General features: G+C 67.0%; 11 protein-coding genes and 3 pseudogenes. 4 read left to right on the forward strand and 10 right to left on the reverse strand.

What is annotated here, in order from left to right; genetic code table 11:
• Positions 1-3: 3 nt before the first annotated feature.
• A pseudogene (dnaJ, locus tag IQ220_RS12815) lies at positions 4-1,127 on the reverse strand (molecular chaperone DnaJ).
• A gap of 2 nt (positions 1,128-1,129) precedes the next feature.
• Complete coding sequence (gene grpE / locus IQ220_RS12820) at positions 1,130-1,900, reverse strand: nucleotide exchange factor GrpE (protein WP_228009208.1); 771 nt, start codon at positions 1,898-1,900, stop codon at positions 1,130-1,132.
• 98 nt (positions 1,901-1,998) lie between these two features.
• Between grpE and IQ220_RS12825 the strand changes: the two genes are divergently transcribed.
• The 3 genes from IQ220_RS12825 (at position 1,999) to IQ220_RS12835 (ending at position 6,276) form a co-directional block, all read left to right on the forward strand.
• Positions 1,999-3,849, forward strand: coding sequence for a GspE/PulE family protein (locus IQ220_RS12825; RefSeq protein WP_193915422.1), 1,851 nt, complete (start codon positions 1,999-2,001; stop codon positions 3,847-3,849).
• A gap of 76 nt (positions 3,850-3,925) precedes the next feature.
• On the forward strand, positions 3,926-5,005 hold the full coding sequence (locus IQ220_RS12830) for a type IV pilus twitching motility protein PilT (RefSeq protein WP_193915425.1): 1,080 nt from the start codon (positions 3,926-3,928) through the stop codon (positions 5,003-5,005).
• A gap of 14 nt (positions 5,006-5,019) precedes the next feature.
• Positions 5,020-6,276: a type II secretion system F family protein gene (locus IQ220_RS12835; RefSeq protein WP_186697880.1), complete on the forward strand. Its 1,257-nt coding sequence runs from the start codon at positions 5,020-5,022 to the stop codon at positions 6,274-6,276.
• 10 nt (positions 6,277-6,286) lie between these two features.
• Here IQ220_RS12835 and IQ220_RS12840 read toward each other — a convergent pair.
• Positions 6,287-7,509: pseudogene (locus IQ220_RS12840) on the reverse strand (aminoacetone oxidase family FAD-binding enzyme).
• Between the two features lie 130 nt (positions 7,510-7,639).
• Between IQ220_RS12840 and dusA the strand changes: the two are divergent.
• A complete protein-coding gene (dusA, locus tag IQ220_RS12845) occupies positions 7,640-8,665 on the forward strand; it encodes a tRNA dihydrouridine(20/20a) synthase DusA (RefSeq protein WP_186697876.1) in 1,026 nt (341 codons plus the stop codon).
• Between the two features lie 31 nt (positions 8,666-8,696).
• Here the strand turns inward: dusA and IQ220_RS12850 are convergent, their stop codons facing one another.
• The 7 genes and pseudogenes from IQ220_RS12850 to IQ220_RS12880 form a co-directional block, all read right to left on the reverse strand.
• Positions 8,697-9,152, reverse strand: a complete 456-nt coding sequence (locus IQ220_RS12850) for an RNA-binding protein (RefSeq protein ID WP_193915428.1) — start codon at positions 9,150-9,152, stop codon at positions 8,697-8,699.
• Between the two features lie 64 nt (positions 9,153-9,216).
• Positions 9,217-10,644: an argininosuccinate lyase gene (gene argH, locus IQ220_RS12855; protein WP_186697872.1), complete on the reverse strand. Its 1,428-nt coding sequence runs from the start codon at positions 10,642-10,644 to the stop codon at positions 9,217-9,219.
• Positions 10,645-10,679: 35 nt separating this feature from the next.
• Entirely contained in the window at positions 10,680-12,092 is a 1,413-nt protein-coding gene (locus IQ220_RS12860; RefSeq protein ID WP_370566473.1) for a PP2C family protein-serine/threonine phosphatase, read from the reverse strand.
• A 35-nt stretch (positions 12,093-12,127) separates the two neighbouring features.
• A complete protein-coding gene (ftsY, locus tag IQ220_RS12865; protein WP_193915431.1) occupies positions 12,128-13,687 on the reverse strand; it encodes a signal recognition particle-docking protein FtsY in 1,560 nt (519 codons plus the stop codon).
• Positions 13,687-14,345 (reverse strand): annotated as a pseudogene (nusB, locus tag IQ220_RS12870) (transcription antitermination factor NusB). The gene ftsY and the pseudogene nusB overlap by 1 nt, the downstream one beginning before the upstream one ends.
• Positions 14,345-15,070 (reverse strand): DUF502 domain-containing protein, encoded by a 726-nt coding sequence (locus IQ220_RS12875; RefSeq protein WP_186697866.1) that lies wholly within the window; start codon positions 15,068-15,070, stop codon positions 14,345-14,347. Before IQ220_RS12875 ends, nusB begins: the two are co-directional and overlap by 1 nt.
• A gap of 69 nt (positions 15,071-15,139) precedes the next feature.
• Positions 15,140-15,808 (reverse strand): HpsJ family protein, encoded by a 669-nt coding sequence (locus IQ220_RS12880; protein WP_193915433.1) that lies wholly within the window; start codon positions 15,806-15,808, stop codon positions 15,140-15,142.
• Positions 15,809-15,838: the final 30 nt, after the last annotated feature.

Below are 15,838 nucleotides of genomic sequence, written 5' to 3' on the forward strand. Positions count from 1 at the left end.
GGCTCAGTCGCGGTGGCCGAACAGGCCACCGAACAGACCGCTCTTATGCGGATGCTTCTGGCCCCGATTGGTGTGGTGACCCGCCAACTGCTCCAGCAGCTCCCGCTCCTCGCCGCTGACCTTGGTGGGCAGCTGCACCTTGACGCTGAACAGATGATTGCCGCGGGCCACCGGGTTGCCCAGCTTCGGCACTCCCTTGGCCTGCATGGTGAGCACGGCGCCCGGCTGGGTGCCCGGTGGAATCGTGAGCGGCTCCGGTCCATCGACCGTCTCCACCTCGATGGTGTCGCCGAGGATCGCCTGCAGGTAGTTGAGGGCCACCTCCGACTGGATGTTGATGCCGTCACGGCGCAGCTGGGGATGGGGCTGGACGCTCAGGAACACGTAGAGATCCCCGGGCGGGCCACCCCGCTGGCCGGCGTTGCCCTCCTGGGCCACCCGCAGCCGGGTGCCGGAATCCACGCCGGCGGGAATGTTGATGCGCAGTTTCTTGCGCACCTGCTGGAGGCCCTGGCCGCCACAGGCGGTGCAGGGGTCGTCGATCATCTGGCCGCTGCCCTCACAGGTGGGGCAGGGGGCCACCTGGGTGAAGCTGCCGAAGGGGGTGCGGGTGGCGCGACGCACCTGGCCGGCACCCGAGCAGGTGGTGCAGGTGGTGGGGCCGGCACCCTCCTTGGCCCCGCTGCCCTTGCAGCTGGAGCAGGTTTCGAGGTGGCGGATCTGCACCTCCCGCTCGATCCCGAAGATGGCCTCCGCAAAGCTGATCGTGAGATCGAGGCGCAGGTCGTCGCCCTGCCGGGGCCCGCGGCGGCGGGGACCACCCGCCTGGGCGCCACCGAAGCCGCTGAAGAAGGTCTCGAACAGATCGGCAAAGCCGCCCATGTCGCCCATGTCGGGCATGCCGTCGCCGCCACCGAGGCCGGCCTCGCCGAACTGGTCGTAGCGGGCGCGGCTCTGGGGATCACTCAGCACCTCATAGGCCCGGCCGATTTCCTTGAACCGCTCCTCGCGCCGGGATCCTTGTTGATGTCGGGGTGGTACTGGCGGGCCAGCCGCCTGTAGGCCCGCTTGAGGCTGTCCGCATCGGCGTCGCGGCTCACAGCCAGCAGGTCGTAGTAGTCCGCCATGGTCAACCCTCGTGGGGAGGCGCACTGGACTCCTGCTCAGGCCCTCCCGGGGCCTCTCCTGCAGGAGAGGCGGCATCGCTGGGTCCCGGTCCCATGGACACCTTCACGAGGGCATGGCGCAGCACGCGGCCATTGAGGTGATAGCCCCGCTGCAGTTCCTCGATCACAACGTCCTCGGGGTGCTGGTCACTGGGTTCCCTCAGCACGGCTTCGTGCAGCATCGGGTCAAAGGGCTCACCCTCCACCCGCATCGGCGAGACGCCCAGCTGCTTGAACACATCCACCAGCTGGCGGTAGAGGCCCTGGTAGCTGCGGTGCAGTGACTGGGCCTCCTCATGCTGGGGATTGAGCTGCTGACGGGCCCGATCGAAGTTGTCGAGAACCGGCAGGATCTCACCGAGGGTGGCACAGGTGATCTGCAGCCGCTGATCCTCACTGTCACGGCTCTGGCGTTTGCGGAAGTTATCGAAATCCGCCGCGAGCCGCATGTGCTGACCGTTGAGGCTCTCGTGCTGGCTCCTGAGGCTGGCCAGCTCCCGCTCCAGTTCCACCACGAGCCTGGCCGCGCCGGCGGGATCAGCCGGCGCTGACGCCTCCTGGGCCGCAGCGGCGCTGTGGTCGCCGGATCCGGCATCCGGGGGGGCTTCCCCAGCGCCTGCCGCGGCGGAAGGGTCGATCAACTCGGCCGCAGTGGAGTCCACCGCAGCCTCCATCGGAGCCTGAAGATCCTGGGTGGGGTTGGTTTCGGGAGGTACCACAGGTTCACCGCTCATGCGTGACAACAAGCACGTTCAGATCTAGACATGTTGGGGCCCTGGCGGACGGCTCACAACGGCGGAAGCCCGCACCTCCCCATCCTGGCGCCAAGCGCATGCCGCTCAGACCGTTTCCCCCCTTCCCCCCGCTGCCTCCAAGGCCCCTGCCTAGAGACCACAGCGCTGCTGGAGGTGATCAGGCCGCCGCAGGGCTGCTGCAACATCCTCTGCTCGATCGGGGAGACCTCACGCCGGAGGAGGTACGCAATCCCGGCCTGAGCTTCGAGCGCTGGGGCGAGTTTGGCGCCTGTCCCATCGCCGAACGCCCCGGAGTGCTGGTGGTGGCCGTACCGAGCGACTGGGGCCGCGAACCCCGGAGGGCCGTGCAGCTTGCCTTGAGCGCGCTGGGCCTGGAGGCGGAATTGCTGCAGGCCAGGAGCAGGGATATCACCGATGCCCTCGAGCAAATGGCCCTGCTGACCTCCCTGGAACAGGAGGAGTCGTCTCGTGAAACGGCTGGGAAGGACGAGGCCAGCGACCTGATGGAGCCACGCTCGCTCACGAAGGATCTTGAGCTTCCCAGCGCCAGCGGTCAGCTGCAGGAGGTGCTGGAACTGGAAGACCTGGAGGTCAGCGAAGCCGAAACCAACTCCAGCGCCAATGCCTCACCGATCGTGAGCCTGGTGGACCGGATCCTGATCGAAGCCCTCAGCATCGGCGCCAGCGACATCCACGTCGAGCCCCACGACCAGACCCTTGAGATCCGATTCCGGATCGACGGCGTGCTGCAGAAGCTGTTTGAGGATCTGCCCCGCAGTCTGGTGCCTGCCGTCACCTCCAGGCTGAAGATCATGGCGGAACTGGACATCGCCGAACGACGGCTACCTCAGGACGGTCGGATCCGACGCCTGTTCCGGGGACGCAAGATGGACTTCCGCGTCAGCACCCTGCCGACCCGCAACGGCGAAAAGGTGGTGCTGCGGCTGCTGGACAGCAGCTCGACCGAGCTCGGCCTGGACACGCTGATCACCAATCCCGACGCCCGCTCGACCCTGCGGGAACTCGGTAGTAACCCTTACGGCATGGTCCTGGTCACGGGCCCCACGGGCTCCGGCAAATCCACCACGCTGTATGCGCTGCTATCAGAGCGCAACAATCCAGACATCAACATCTCCACGGTGGAGGATCCCATTGAATACACCTTGCAGGGCATCACCCAGACCCAGGTGAACCGAGACAAGGGGCTGGACTTCCCCACCACCCTGCGGGCCTTCATGCGGCAGGACCCCGATGTGCTGCTGGTGGGGGAAACCCGCGATCTGGAAACGGCCAAAACAGCCATTGAGGCCGCCCTCACAGGGCACCTGGTGCTCACCACCCTGCACTGCAACGATGCGGCCAGTGCCATTACACGGCTGGATGAGATGGGGGTCGAACCCTTCATGGTGAGCGCCTCTCTGCTGGGCATCGTGTCGCAGCGGCTGGTGCGTCGGGTCTGCAGCCAGTGCCGCATCAGCTACCACCCCGACCCGGAAGAACTGAGTCGATTCGGACTGTTGGTAAGCGAAGTTTCCGATGTGACCTTCTATCGGGCCGACACGGGCCATGGGCGCCAGAAACGTGCCTGCCCCAACTGCAATGGCAATGGCTACAAGGGGAGGGTGGCGGCGTTTGAAGTGCTGCGCATCAACGATGCGATCTCCACCGCCATCGCCCAGCGCCAAACCACCGATGTGATCCGGCGCCTGGCCCTGGAAAGCGGTATGAAGACACTGCTGGGCTATGGCCTTGAGCTGGTGCGGGAAGGCCACACCACCCTGGCTGAAGTGCAGCGGATTCTGCTCACGGATACAGGGCTCGAGAGTGAGCGTCGCTCCCGTGCCTTAAGCACCCTGACCTGCAAGGACTGCGGAGCCGGTCTCAGTGATGCTTGGCTGGAGTGTCCCTACTGCCTCACGCCCCGGTGAGACTTCCCAGCCAGCCTCCCGGGCAGCCCAGGCCCCGATCCCTGGATTCCGTCGCCGATCTCTTGCTCTGAGACCCATGGCCGTGATGATCGAAGATCTGATGACTGAGCTGGTCGCTGCTGGTGGCAGTGACCTCCACATCAGTTCCGGGCTACCGCCCTATGGGCGCTTCAACGGGCAGTTGAGACCCATCGTTGAGGAACGACTCGATGAGGAGGACTGCAACAAGCTGATTTTCTCGATTCTCAATAATTCCCAGCGCAAGCGTCTTGAGCAAGACTGGGAACTTGACTGTTCCTACGGCCTCAGGGGTGTGGCCAGGTTCAGGATCAATGTCTACCGGCAGCGCGGCACCTATGCCGCCTCTCTGAGGGCCCTGGGTAGCACCATACCCTCGCTGGAGAGTCTGAACATGCCATCCATCGTCGAGGAGATGAGTCATTCCCCTAAGGGTCTTGTACTCGTCACCGGGCCCACGGGATCAGGCAAGACCACCACCCTGGCAGCCATCCTGAATCACATCAATCAAACTCGCACTGAACATATTCTCACCATTGAAGACCCGATTGAATTCACCTATTCTTCAGACAAGAGCATGATCCATCAGCGTCAGCTGAATGACGACACCCGCAGCTTCTCCAATGCGCTGAGGTCAGCACTACGGGAAGATCCCGATGTGATTCTCGTTGGAGAAATGCGTGACCTTGAGACCATTCAGCTGGCCATCACTGCCGCTGAAACAGGGCATTTGGTGCTCGCTTCGCTGCACACGAGTTCGGCCTCTCAGACCGTGGACCGCATGGTGGATGTGTTCCCCGCTGCCCAGCAGAGCCAGGTCAGGGTTCAGCTCAGCGGCAGCCTCGTAGCGGTGTTTGCTCAGACCCTGTGTAAACGCCACAAGCCAATGCCCAATCAGCTGGGTAGGGTCATGGCCCAGGAGATCATGATCAGCACTCCGGCCATCGCCAACCTGATCCGCGAAGGGAAAACAGCTCAGCTCTACTCCCAGATTCAGATGGGTGGTGAACTGGCCATGCAGACTCTGGAGAAGTCCCTGGCTGATCTGGTGCTCAGCAACAACATTCTGATCGATGAAGCCATCACCAAAACCAGTCGACCCGAAGAGCTCAAGCGACTGCTGAACCAACTCGGCTGAGTCCAGCCACCACCATGCCGACCTTCATTGCCAGCTACGAGAAACGGGGCAAGCAGACCTCCATCAGGGTGGAAGCTGCTGACGCCCTGCAGGCGAAGCGCAGCTTGCGTTTGCGGGGGATTCGGGTCACGGAGATCAAGGCCTCATCCAACACCTCTGCGATCAGTCAGAAGGCAGTTCGACAGCTGAAGCAGAAGCTCAGAACCACCAGCCTGATCAGTGCCTTTGAAAGCAGGCCTGGCACCCGGGCCAAGGCTGTCTTCGCCAACAAGCTGGCGGCACTGGTGACGGCAGGGGTGCCGATCGTGCGCAGCATCGACCTGATGGCCTCGCAGCAGAAGATGCCGCTGTTCAAACGAGCCCTGGAATCCGTGAGCCTGGAACTGAACCAGGGCCTGAGCCTGGCGGAAGCCATGCGGCGTTGGCCGAAGGTGTTTGACCGCCTCACCCTGGCGATGGTGGGGGCCGGCGAAGCAGGTGGTGTGCTGGATGAGGCGCTGCGCAGACTGGCCAAGCTGCTGGAAGCCAATGCGCGGCTGCAGAATCAGATCCGGGGTGCGATGGCCTATCCAATCGCAGTGTTATGCATCGCCATTGCTGTGTTCCTCGGCATGACGATCTTTGTGATTCCCACCTTTGCCAAGATCTTCGAAGATCTCAACGCCGAGCTTCCTTGGTTCACTCAGTTCATGGTGGACTTCAGCCAACTACTGCGATCACCATTCTCATTTTTTCTGATTGGAGTGATTGCCATCGCAACCATTGGTGCCCTCAAGTTCTATCAGACCCCCTTCGGCAGACGCTGGATGGATGGGCTTTCTCTGAAACTCCCGGTGTTTGGTGATCTGATTCAGAAAACCGCTACAGCCCAGTTCTGCCGCACCTTCGGGTCACTCACCCAGGCTGGCGTGCCAATCCTCCAAGCCCTGGGTGTGGTTCGGGACATCACCTCCAATTCCGTGGTATCAGACACGATCCAGGGAAGTCGTCAGTCGCTGATGGAGGGCATCCCCTTGAGCGTCGCCCTCAGTCGCCGTCAGGTCCTGCCGGAGATGGCCCTGAGCATGCTGTCGATCGGTGAGGAGACTGGGGAAATGGACACCATGCTCTCCAAGGCGGCAGATTTTTATGAAGACGAAGTGGAAACAGCCGTGAAGGCACTCACCTCCCTGCTGGAGCCGATGATGATTGTGCTGGTGGGGATGATCGTGGGTGCGATTCTGATCGCCATGTATCTGCCGATGTTCTCGATCTTTGATCAGATCAAGTAATCACCTACCTTCAGATCCCCGTCTGACAGATCGCTGACTGGCTGGCCGCCGCGATCGCCCGGCCGGCCAGCCAGCCGGAGGTCCAGCAGTGCTGAAAGTTGAACCCACCGGTGACGCCATCCACATCGAGAAGTTCCCCGGCCATGTACAGGCCCGGCACGGAGCGGCTCTCCATGTGCGCCGTGCTGAGCTCATCGAGGGGCACGCCGCCGGCGCTCACGAACTCTTCCCCGAAGGTCCGCGGCCCCGCACGCTGTAGCGGGAGCGGCGCAAGGCCTGGACCAGGGCCTGCTGGTTGCGCCTGGTGAGGTCCGCCCAGCGCTGGGCGGGATCCACCCCCTGGCTCTGCAGCAGGTGCAGCCAGAGGCGTCGACTGAGCTCAGGCCAGGGCCGGGCATTGGCCAGCTGCCGTTTCGCCTGGTCTGAGCGGGCCGCGGCCAGTAGCGCCGTGAGCTGCTGCTCCGAGCGGCCCCCGGTCCAGTCCACCAGGAGCTGAGCCCGATAGCGTGCGGCATGCAGCGCACGGGCCGCGAAGGCCGTGAGCCGCAGGGTGGCGGGCCCACTCAGCCCCCAGTGGGTGATCAACACGGGGCCGTCCTGCTGCACTCTGCTGCCGTCAGGAAGCTCCAGGGTGAGCTGCACAGGGTCCATCACCACCCCCGCCAGGGAGGTGAGCGCCTGCGCCTCCAGCGTCAGGGTGAACAGGGAGGGCACGGGAGGCACCTGGGTGTGGCCGAGGCTCACCGCCAGGCGGCGGCCACTGGGGTGGCCGCCAGTGGCCAGCACCAGCCGTTCGGCCAGCAGCGGCAGGGTGGACGCCCCACTGACTCGCACCTGAAGCGTAAAGCCCCCTTCCCGTCGCGCCACCTGCTGGGCGCTGGTGCCGAGGTGCACGGTCACCCCGGCCCGGCGGGCCGCCTGGCGCAGGGCCGAGACCACCGAGCTGGAGCGGTTCGAGCGGGGGAAGAGACGGCCATCGGCCTCTTCGACCAGATCCAGACCATGCTCAGCGAACCAGGCCACGGCATCGCCGCAGGCAAAGCGCGCGAACGGCCCGCGCAGGGCTTTCTGGCCGCGCGGGTAATGGCCCACGAGGCTGCGCGGATCCCAGCAGGCGTGGGTGACATTGCAGCGGCCGCCACCACTGATGCGCACCTTCTGCAGCGGCTCCGCCGTGGCCTCCAGCACGTGGATGTCACGCACGCCGGCTTCGGCGGCGATGATCGCCGCCATGAACCCGGCCGCACCGCCGCCCACCACCACCACCGCCGCCCGATCCGGCAGTGCCCCCGGCTCGGAACGCGGCTGGCGATCCGATGACCCCAGCGGCGGTTCAGGACCCATGGATCGGCAGCATGGGGCGATGAGGCAGCACGGCCAGAGCAGCCACCGCTTCAGCGTGGCTCCGATGATGGACTACACGGATCGGCATTTTCGGATGCTGATGCGCCAGATCACGCAGCACAGCCTGCTCTACAGCGAGATGGTGGTGGCCAATGCCCTGCACCATGCCAGGCAGGCGCCGGATGCGGCCAGGTCTGGGGGGCGATTGGAGCGGCTGCTGGGATTCCACCCGGCGGAGAAACCCCTGGCCCTGCAGATCGGGGGCGACGATCCCGCCCTGCTGGCGGCGGCCACGCAGCTGGCGGCCGACTGGGGCTACGACGAGGTGAATCTGAATGTGGGCTGCCCCAGCGAGAAGGTGCGCAAGGGGCGCTTCGGCGCCTGCCTGATGGCTGATCCAGCGCGCGTGGCGGCGTGCGTGGCCGCCATGGCCGCCGCCTCGCCCCTGCCAGTGACGGTGAAGCATCGGATCGGCATCGACGACCAGGACTCCTACGCCGAGCTGCTGGCCTTCGTGGACAGCGTGGCCGCCGCCGGCGCCAGCGGCTTCGCCGTTCACGCCCGCAAGGCCTGGCTCAACGGCCTCGACCCCAAGGCCAACCGCACGGTGCCGCCGCTGCGCTACGACCTGGTGCACCAGCTCAAGCGCGACCGGCCCCAGCTGAACCTGGAGATCAATGGCGGCCTGGAGACCCTGGAGGCCTGCCAGCTGCAGCTGCAGCTGGTGGATGGGGCCATGGTGGGCCGGGCCGCCTATGCCCATCCGATGCACTGGGTGGGGGTCGACAGCCAGATCCACGGCGATGCCAGCCGTCCTCCGGCCAGGGCCTCAGAGGTGGTGCACGGACTGATCCCCTATGCCGAGCAGTGGCTGGAGCGGGGTGAGCGGCTCTGGCCCCTGGCCCGCCACCTGGTGCACCTGGTGCAGGGGGTGAGCGGGGCGCGGCGGTGGCGGCAGCAGATCAGCACCGCCGCGAGCGGGCGGGAGGCGGGCCCGGAGGTGCTGCGACAGGCGGCCCAATGGCTGAGCAACCAGGGGCTGTGATCCTGCTTCTGGCCGTTCCATGGCTGCCGCGTCAGGCCTGCTGGGCCCCGTCACCACCACTGCTGCGCCGGCGACGGGTGCGACCCGCACCGAAGGAATCGGCGGCGCCGCCGCCGTAGCTGCGATCTTCCCAGCCCTGGGATCCTGAGCCGCGATCGCCGCCGCCGCCATAGCCGCCTCCCCCGCCGCCGTAGCCACCACCGCCGTAGCCGCCACCACCGCGACGGGAGCCACCGCCGCCGCCACTGCGGGGTTCAGCCTTGTTGATGCGCAGGGGCCGGCCCATCAGCTCGGCTCCCTGCAGGGCCTCGATGGCACGGGATTCCATCTCCGGATCCGCCATCTCCACGAAGGCGAAGCCCCGCTTGCGACCACTGTCGCGCTCCAGCGGCAGGGCACAACTCACCACGTCACCGAAGGGTGCAAACAGCTCAGTCACATCCTCCTGCTCCGCGCGGAAGGGCAGATTGCCGACAAAGATGCTCACGAACCAGGGGTAGGCACTCGGGCCTCGAACGGCATCAGCCTAGGCCCGCCAAAGGGCCGCACCCTCAGCCCTCCAGGCGACGGCGTGCCAGGTCCAGCTGCTCCCTCACCCGCTCAAAGGAGGTGCCTCCCTCACTGCGCCGGGCGGCCACCACCTGGCGAGGATCGATGGCCGCATAGATGTCATCGCGGAAGGCCGGGTGCAGGGCCTGCCAGCGCTCCAGGGGCAGATCCCGCAGCAGCACACCCTCCTGGAGACAGCCCTTCACCAGCCCTCCCACAAGCTGGTAGGCCTCCCGGAAGGGCACGCCGCGGGCCACGAGGTAGTCGGCCACATCGGTGGCATTGGAGAAATCGGCTGCCACGGCCGCCTCCAGCCGCCGGGGCCGGAACTCCAGGCCCTCCTCGAAGAGAATGGCCATGGCCTCGAGGCAGTCGAGCACGGTGGCCACCCCGTCGAACAGGGCCTCCTTGTCTTCTTGGAAGTCCTTGTTGTAGGCGAGGGGCAACCCCTTGATCATGGTGAGCAGCCCCATCAGGTGGCCGAACACGCGGCCGCTCTTGCCGCGCACCAGTTCGGGCACATCCGGGTTCTTCTTCTGAGGCATCAGGCTGCTGCCGGTGGCGCAGCGGTCGCTGAGGGCCACGAAGCCGAACTCCTCGCTGGCCCAGAGGATCACCTCCTCGCTGAGCCGGCTGAGGTGGGCCAGCACCAGGGAGGCGGCCGCCATGAACTCCACGCTGAAATCCCTGTCGCTCACCGCATCGAGGCTGTTGTCGTAGATGGCGTCAAAGCCCAGCTCCGCCGCGGTCTGGCGCCGATCGATCGGCACCGGGGTGCCGGCCAGGGCCGCGGCGCCGAGGGGACAGAGGTTGACGCGGCGGCGCACATCGCCGAGCCGTTGGCGATCCCGCTCCGCCATGGCGACGTAGGCCAGCAGGTGGTGGGCCAGGCAGAGCGGCTGGGCCCGCTGCAGGTGGGTGTAGCCGGGAATCATGGTGTCGATGTGCCGTTCGGCCTGCTGCAGCAGGGCCCGCTCGAAGCGCACCAGGGCCACATCGATGGCATCGATCCGCTGGCGCAACCACAGCCGCAGGTCCGTTCCCACCTGGTCATTGCGGGAGCGGCCGGTGTGCAGCTTCTTGCCCAGCGGTCCGAGCAGCTCAATCAGCCGCCGCTCCACGGCGAAGTGCACATCCTCGGCCTCCAGGCCGGGGTTGAAGGCGCCGGCGGCCGCCTCGCGCCGCACCGTCTCCAGCCCCTCGATCAGCCGAGTGGCCTCCGTTTCGCTGATCACTCCGCAGCGACCCAGCATGCGGGCATGGGCGATCGAGCCATCCAGATCCTGCTGCAGCAGCTGGATGTCAAAGCCGATCGAGGCATTGAAGCGCTCGATGGCCGGATGCAGCCCCTGCTCAAAGCGGTTGCTCCAGCCGCCGGCCTCAGCGCCGGTGACACCGGCCTGCGGCGCGGGGGAGGAAGGGGCGGCCATCGGGACTGGGGCAGTCAGATCCGTCAGCTTGCCACTCAGCTTCCAAGGGCGGGCAGGCTGGGCAGCACGGGCTGGTCGCGCACTTTCAGCACCACGATCGAGGCGTCATCGTCGAGCTGGCGGTTGGCGCCCACGAAGCGATCGAGGCGGGCAAACAGCTGATCGAGAATCTCCTGGGCGCCGAGACCGGCCCGGCAGGCGGCCTGAAAGCTCTGCACGAGCCGCAGTTCCTCGTAGCGCTCGCCGCCGAGACCGATGGCCTCCGTGAGGCCATCGGTGTAGTACAGCACCACGTCACCGGAGTCGAGCACGGTGCCGTCCACGCCGTAATCGGCGTCGCTCTGCAGCCCGATCAGCGGGCCCGCCGCATCCAGCCGTTCCAGATGGTCCGCCTGGCGCCGCCACAGCAGGGGTGGATTGTGGGCGGCATTGCCGTAGCGCAGTCGCCTGGTACGAGGGTCGAAATCGGAATAGAAGAGGGTCACAAAGCGGTGGGAATGGGAGAGGTCCTCCTGGGCCAGCTGGTTGAGGTCGTGGAGGATCCGATCCGGTGGGTGGCCGCTCAGCACCTCGGCCCGCAACATGCCGCGCAGCAGGCTCATCAGCAGCCCGGCCGGCACACCCTTGCCCATCACGTCGCCCATCACCACGGCCCAGCGCTCTCTCTCGGGCGGGTGGCCGGGCCGGGCCGGCCGGGTGGGAATGAAGTCGTAGTAGTCGCCTCCCACCTGGAAGGCCGGCCGGCAGCGGGCCGCCAGCTCGATCCCCTCGATCACGGGGCAACGATCCGGCAGCAGCTGGCCCTGCACCTCAGCGCCGATGCTGAGCTGGCGATCCACCCGCTCATGGCGCCGCATGTCCTGGAGCAGGGTGTCGTTTTCGAGGGCCACGCCGGCCAGATCGGCCACCAGCTGCACGTGGCGACGATGCACCTCGCTCCAGCTGTATCCCTGCCGCTGACTGAACACGTAGAGGCGGCCGCGCTGGCGGCTGCGGCAGACCACGGAGGTGGCGAAGACCTGAGCGCCGCCGATCAGCCGCGCCATGCGCTGATCGAGGCCACTGAGGTCGGTGGGGTCATCGTGCAGCAGCGGCCTCTCGCTGCTGGCCAGAGCCCCCAGCTGCCGCAGCAGCTCGGCGCAGCGCTCGTAGGGCGTGGCCTGAAGCTGCTCCTTCCAGAGGCGGCCGTCCTCATGGAACACCACCAGCACGGCCCCGTCCGCCTCCACCAGGCGCGCCGCCACCGCCGGCACCAGCTCCAGCAGGCGGCTGAGGTTGGTCACGCTGCGCAGCGCGAAGGCCAGGGAGGCCAGCAGATCCAGGTTGCGGCGCTGCTCCCGGTTCAGGCTGTCGAGCAGTTGCCGCATCGAGGCCGCCGCCGCAGGGTCAGGTGCTGCAGCCGCAGGGGCCTGGTGGGCCTCAAGGGGTGTGGGCGGCTTCTGGCTCAAGGAGCGGCCGCGGAGGATCCGAAGGGTAGCGGCGATCAGCCCGCCATCAGGGCTTCGACAAACTCAAAGCTGTTGAACGGCCGCAGGTCGCGGATGCCCTCGCCAGCCCCCACGAACCGGATCGGCAGCCGCGCCTCCGACGCCACCGCCAGGGCGACGCCACCGCGGGCACTGCCATCCAGCTTGGTGAGCACCACGCCGGTGAGCCCGGCGGAGCTGGCGAAGGCCATCGCCTGCCTCAGCCCGTTCTGGCCCTGGCTGGCATCGAGCACCAGCAACGACTCCACCACGGCCTCGGGCGCCAGCTTGTCGACGATGCGCCGCACCTTGGCCAGCTCCTCCATCAGGTTGTGCTTGGTCTGCAGCCGGCCGGCCGTGTCCACCAGCACCAGTTCCGTGCCCTGGGCCCGGGCCGCCCCGAGGGCGTCGTAGACCACAGCGGCGGGATCAGCGTTGGCGCTGGGGTTGGAGATCACCGCCACGCCACTGCGCTCACCCCACACCTGCACCTGCTGCACGGCAGCGGCCCGGAACGTGTCGGCAGCGGCGATCAGGCAGCTGTAGCCGCTGCGCACCGCCAGGTTGGCGAGCTTGCCCAGGGTGGTGGTCTTGCCCACTCCATTGACTCCCACCAGCAACCACACATTGAGGCGGCCGCGCTCGGGGGCCAGCAGGGGGCTGGCGCTGCCCTGGCTGGGGTCATCGAGGATCTGGCGCAGCTGTTCCTTGAGAAAGCGGATGCCCTCGGCGGGATCCACCACCTCGCGGTTGAGGCGCTGGCGCAGGGCGTCCAGCACGTGATCAGTGGCGCTCACGCCCACATCGGCCCGCAGCAGGGTGGTTTCGAGGTCGTCGAGGGTCTCGGGGCTGAGAGGGTCATCGCCAAGCCGTTCCAGCAGCTGGCTGACAAAACCCTGGCGGGTTTTTTCCAGCCCCTGGCGCAGCCTCCCCAGCCAGTCGATCTCCTCAAGCGACACGTCCTCGACCCGTCGTCCCTGGGCCGCCAGCACCTCGGCCGACCAGGTGAAGGTGTCGTCGAACGCCCCCAGCTGGGGTTCCGCTGCCCGGGATGGGACTGGGGCGGAGGGCTCAGGCGGCTTCTGGGCAGGGGCCGCTGGCGTGGTGGCGGCATCAGCTGTGATCGCAGCGGCAGCGTCGGTGATCGCCTGCTGGCGCTCGGCCCGCTTGGCCGCGGCCTGCTCGAGCAGCGAGACCGGAGCTACCAGCGTGGTGGAGGGATCGGGGCCGGGGGGAGGGGCCGGGGCCGGGCTCGCTGAATCTTCTGTGGCGGCGCCTGCTGGTGGCGGAGCCGGAGCGGCAACCGCTGGCTCAGGCTCAGGGGCCTGGGCTGGCTGCTCGGCCGCCAGCTGCTGGGCCTTGAGGCGGGCATAGGCCTCCCGGGCCCAGGCGAGGGCGTCCTGGTCGGTGGCTGGTGTGGCCCCAGCAGGGGCAGGCTCGACGAACGCCGGCTCAGGCACTGACTCGGACGGGGCCGGCTCTGGCGTTGGCCCTGCTTCGGGGGAAGCGGTGGGGGGCGTGTCGCCAGCAGCCGGGGCCGGGGAAGCAGGCCTGCGCCTGAACCAGTCGAACACCATCAGGAGGCCGTCACTGCGTTGGTGAAGCGGCGCAGCACGCCGTTGATCATGCGCCGGCCCTGTTCATCGCTGTAGCGGTTGGCCAGATCCACAGCCTCGTTGCAGGCCACGGCGGCAGGGGTGCCGAAATCGGCGAGATCCACGGCGGCCAGGCGCAGGATATCGCGGTCGATGCGGGGCAGCCTGGTGAGGCGCCAACCCTCCATCACGGCATCGAGGCGGCGATCGATGTCGTCGCGCTGACGCAGCACGGCAGCAGCACGGTCCAGAGCACCGCGGCGCACCTCCTCCTGGTCAGCCAGCATCAGCAGGCGCGGCAGTTCCAGGCTGGCCGAGAGGCGGTTGAGCGCCTGCTCCGCGGCGGCCAGGCCATCGTTGAGATGCTGGCGCACCCGGGGCAGCTGGCTTGAGCCTGATCCTGCAGCTCGCTGTCGAGCAGGTGCTGCTGCGACAGCTGCAGATCGGCGGCGGAGCGATCGAGGGCTTCGCGCACGTGCTGGCTGAGGCTGGCCAGGGCCTGCTGCAGCAGCTGATCGAGGGCCAGATCGGCGGGAGCCTGGCTGGCAGCGGCCGCCTTGGCTGCAGCGCCATCGCCACGGTCACTGATCTGGCCGAGCATCAGCAGGGCCAGTTCGCGGGAGAGGGTGCGGCTCTGCATCAGGACATCTGGGGGGCGCGCAGCTGGGCCAGCAGGCTGGAGAAGCTGCGGTTGGGGGTTTCGCGCTCATCGGGGTTGACGATGCCTGCCGAGATGATCGTGCGGAAGGCGTCCTCCACGGAGAGATTGAGGTCGCGCACGGAGGCCTCGGGCACCACCGCATACCAGCCGGTGGTGGGATTGGGAGCGGTGGGGATGAACACGCTCAGCATCGGCTCAGTGAAACCGGCCTGCAGGGCGCTGCCCAGCACCCCCGTGACAAAACCCAGAGCAAACTGACCCTCACGCGGATATTCCACCAGCACCACGCGGCGGAAGCGGGTGGCATTGCCCTGCAGGAAGGTTTCCAGCAGCTGCTTGAGGGTCTTGTAGACGGAGCCCGCCAACGGGATGCGCAGCAGGGTGCCCTCGCCGAACTCGAGCAGCCAGCGGCCCACGATGTTGCGGGCCATCAGTCCGATCAGCAGGATGGCCAGCAGCGGCACCACCAGCCCCACCCCCAGGTTGATCAGCTCCTGCAGCAGCGGGCTGAGGGTGTTGAACGGGTTGAACTGCTTCGGGATCGAGGTGAGGAACGCCAGCACGAAGCGGCTCACCGTGGTGGCCAGCCAGATCGTGGTCGCCAGGGGGATCACCACCAGCAACCCGGCGATCAGGTCGTTCTTCAGGTCCTGCTGGAGTCGGTTGCTCAGCGGCTGATCTGGTTTGGGACTGGATTGAACCAAGGCAAAACCCGGGGATCCGGTCGACAGCTGCCACAGGCACAACTTAGCCAGCCGGGCCGCCGCCCCGTCTCAGACGAGGGCGACCAGGGCCACCAGCACAAAGGCGACCGCCAGCACCATGGCGCGCCCCGTTCCGCCGAAGCGGCGCTGCTGCACGGAGAGATCGCGGCCGAGGCGCGCCTGGTCGATCTGCTGCTGCGCCTGGGCCAGCTGGGGTTTGAGCTGGGTGTCGATGAACTCCTGGGCCCGCTGCTTCTTGAGTTCGTCACTGGCATCGGCCGGAATCCGACCTTCCCGCTCGGCCTCGGCGATCAGCTGGTCCACAAAGGCCGGATCCTGCAGCTGCTGTTGCTGCTGCTCCAGCTGGGAGGTCTGCTGGGCGATCTGGGCTTCCGACTCCTGCATCTGGGTCATGAGGGAGCGCTCAGCCTCCACGGCAACGGGCACCGTCACCACCATCGCCACGGCCAAGAGGATGGCCAGCACTCCCGTGGTCCAGCGCAGGGCCGTACGGGAGGGGTTCCCCTCGAGGCGGCTGCCGAACAGCATCAGCAGCAGGCCCACCAGTGCCATGGGCGACTCGGCCACGAGTCGATCGACGAACACCTGGCGGAACGGCTCCAGCGACCAGTTCCAGGCGGCAACGAGAGCTGCGATCTGCAGCGCCATGAGCAGCACCAGGGTGAGGCCGATCCAGCGCAGGAGGAAGGCCAGGCGGCCGTGGGGAGCTGTACTCACTGGCGTTGCGTTGCAGAATGAGATTGCGTG

The sequence above is a fragment of the Cyanobium sp. LEGE 06113 genome (assembly GCF_015207615.1).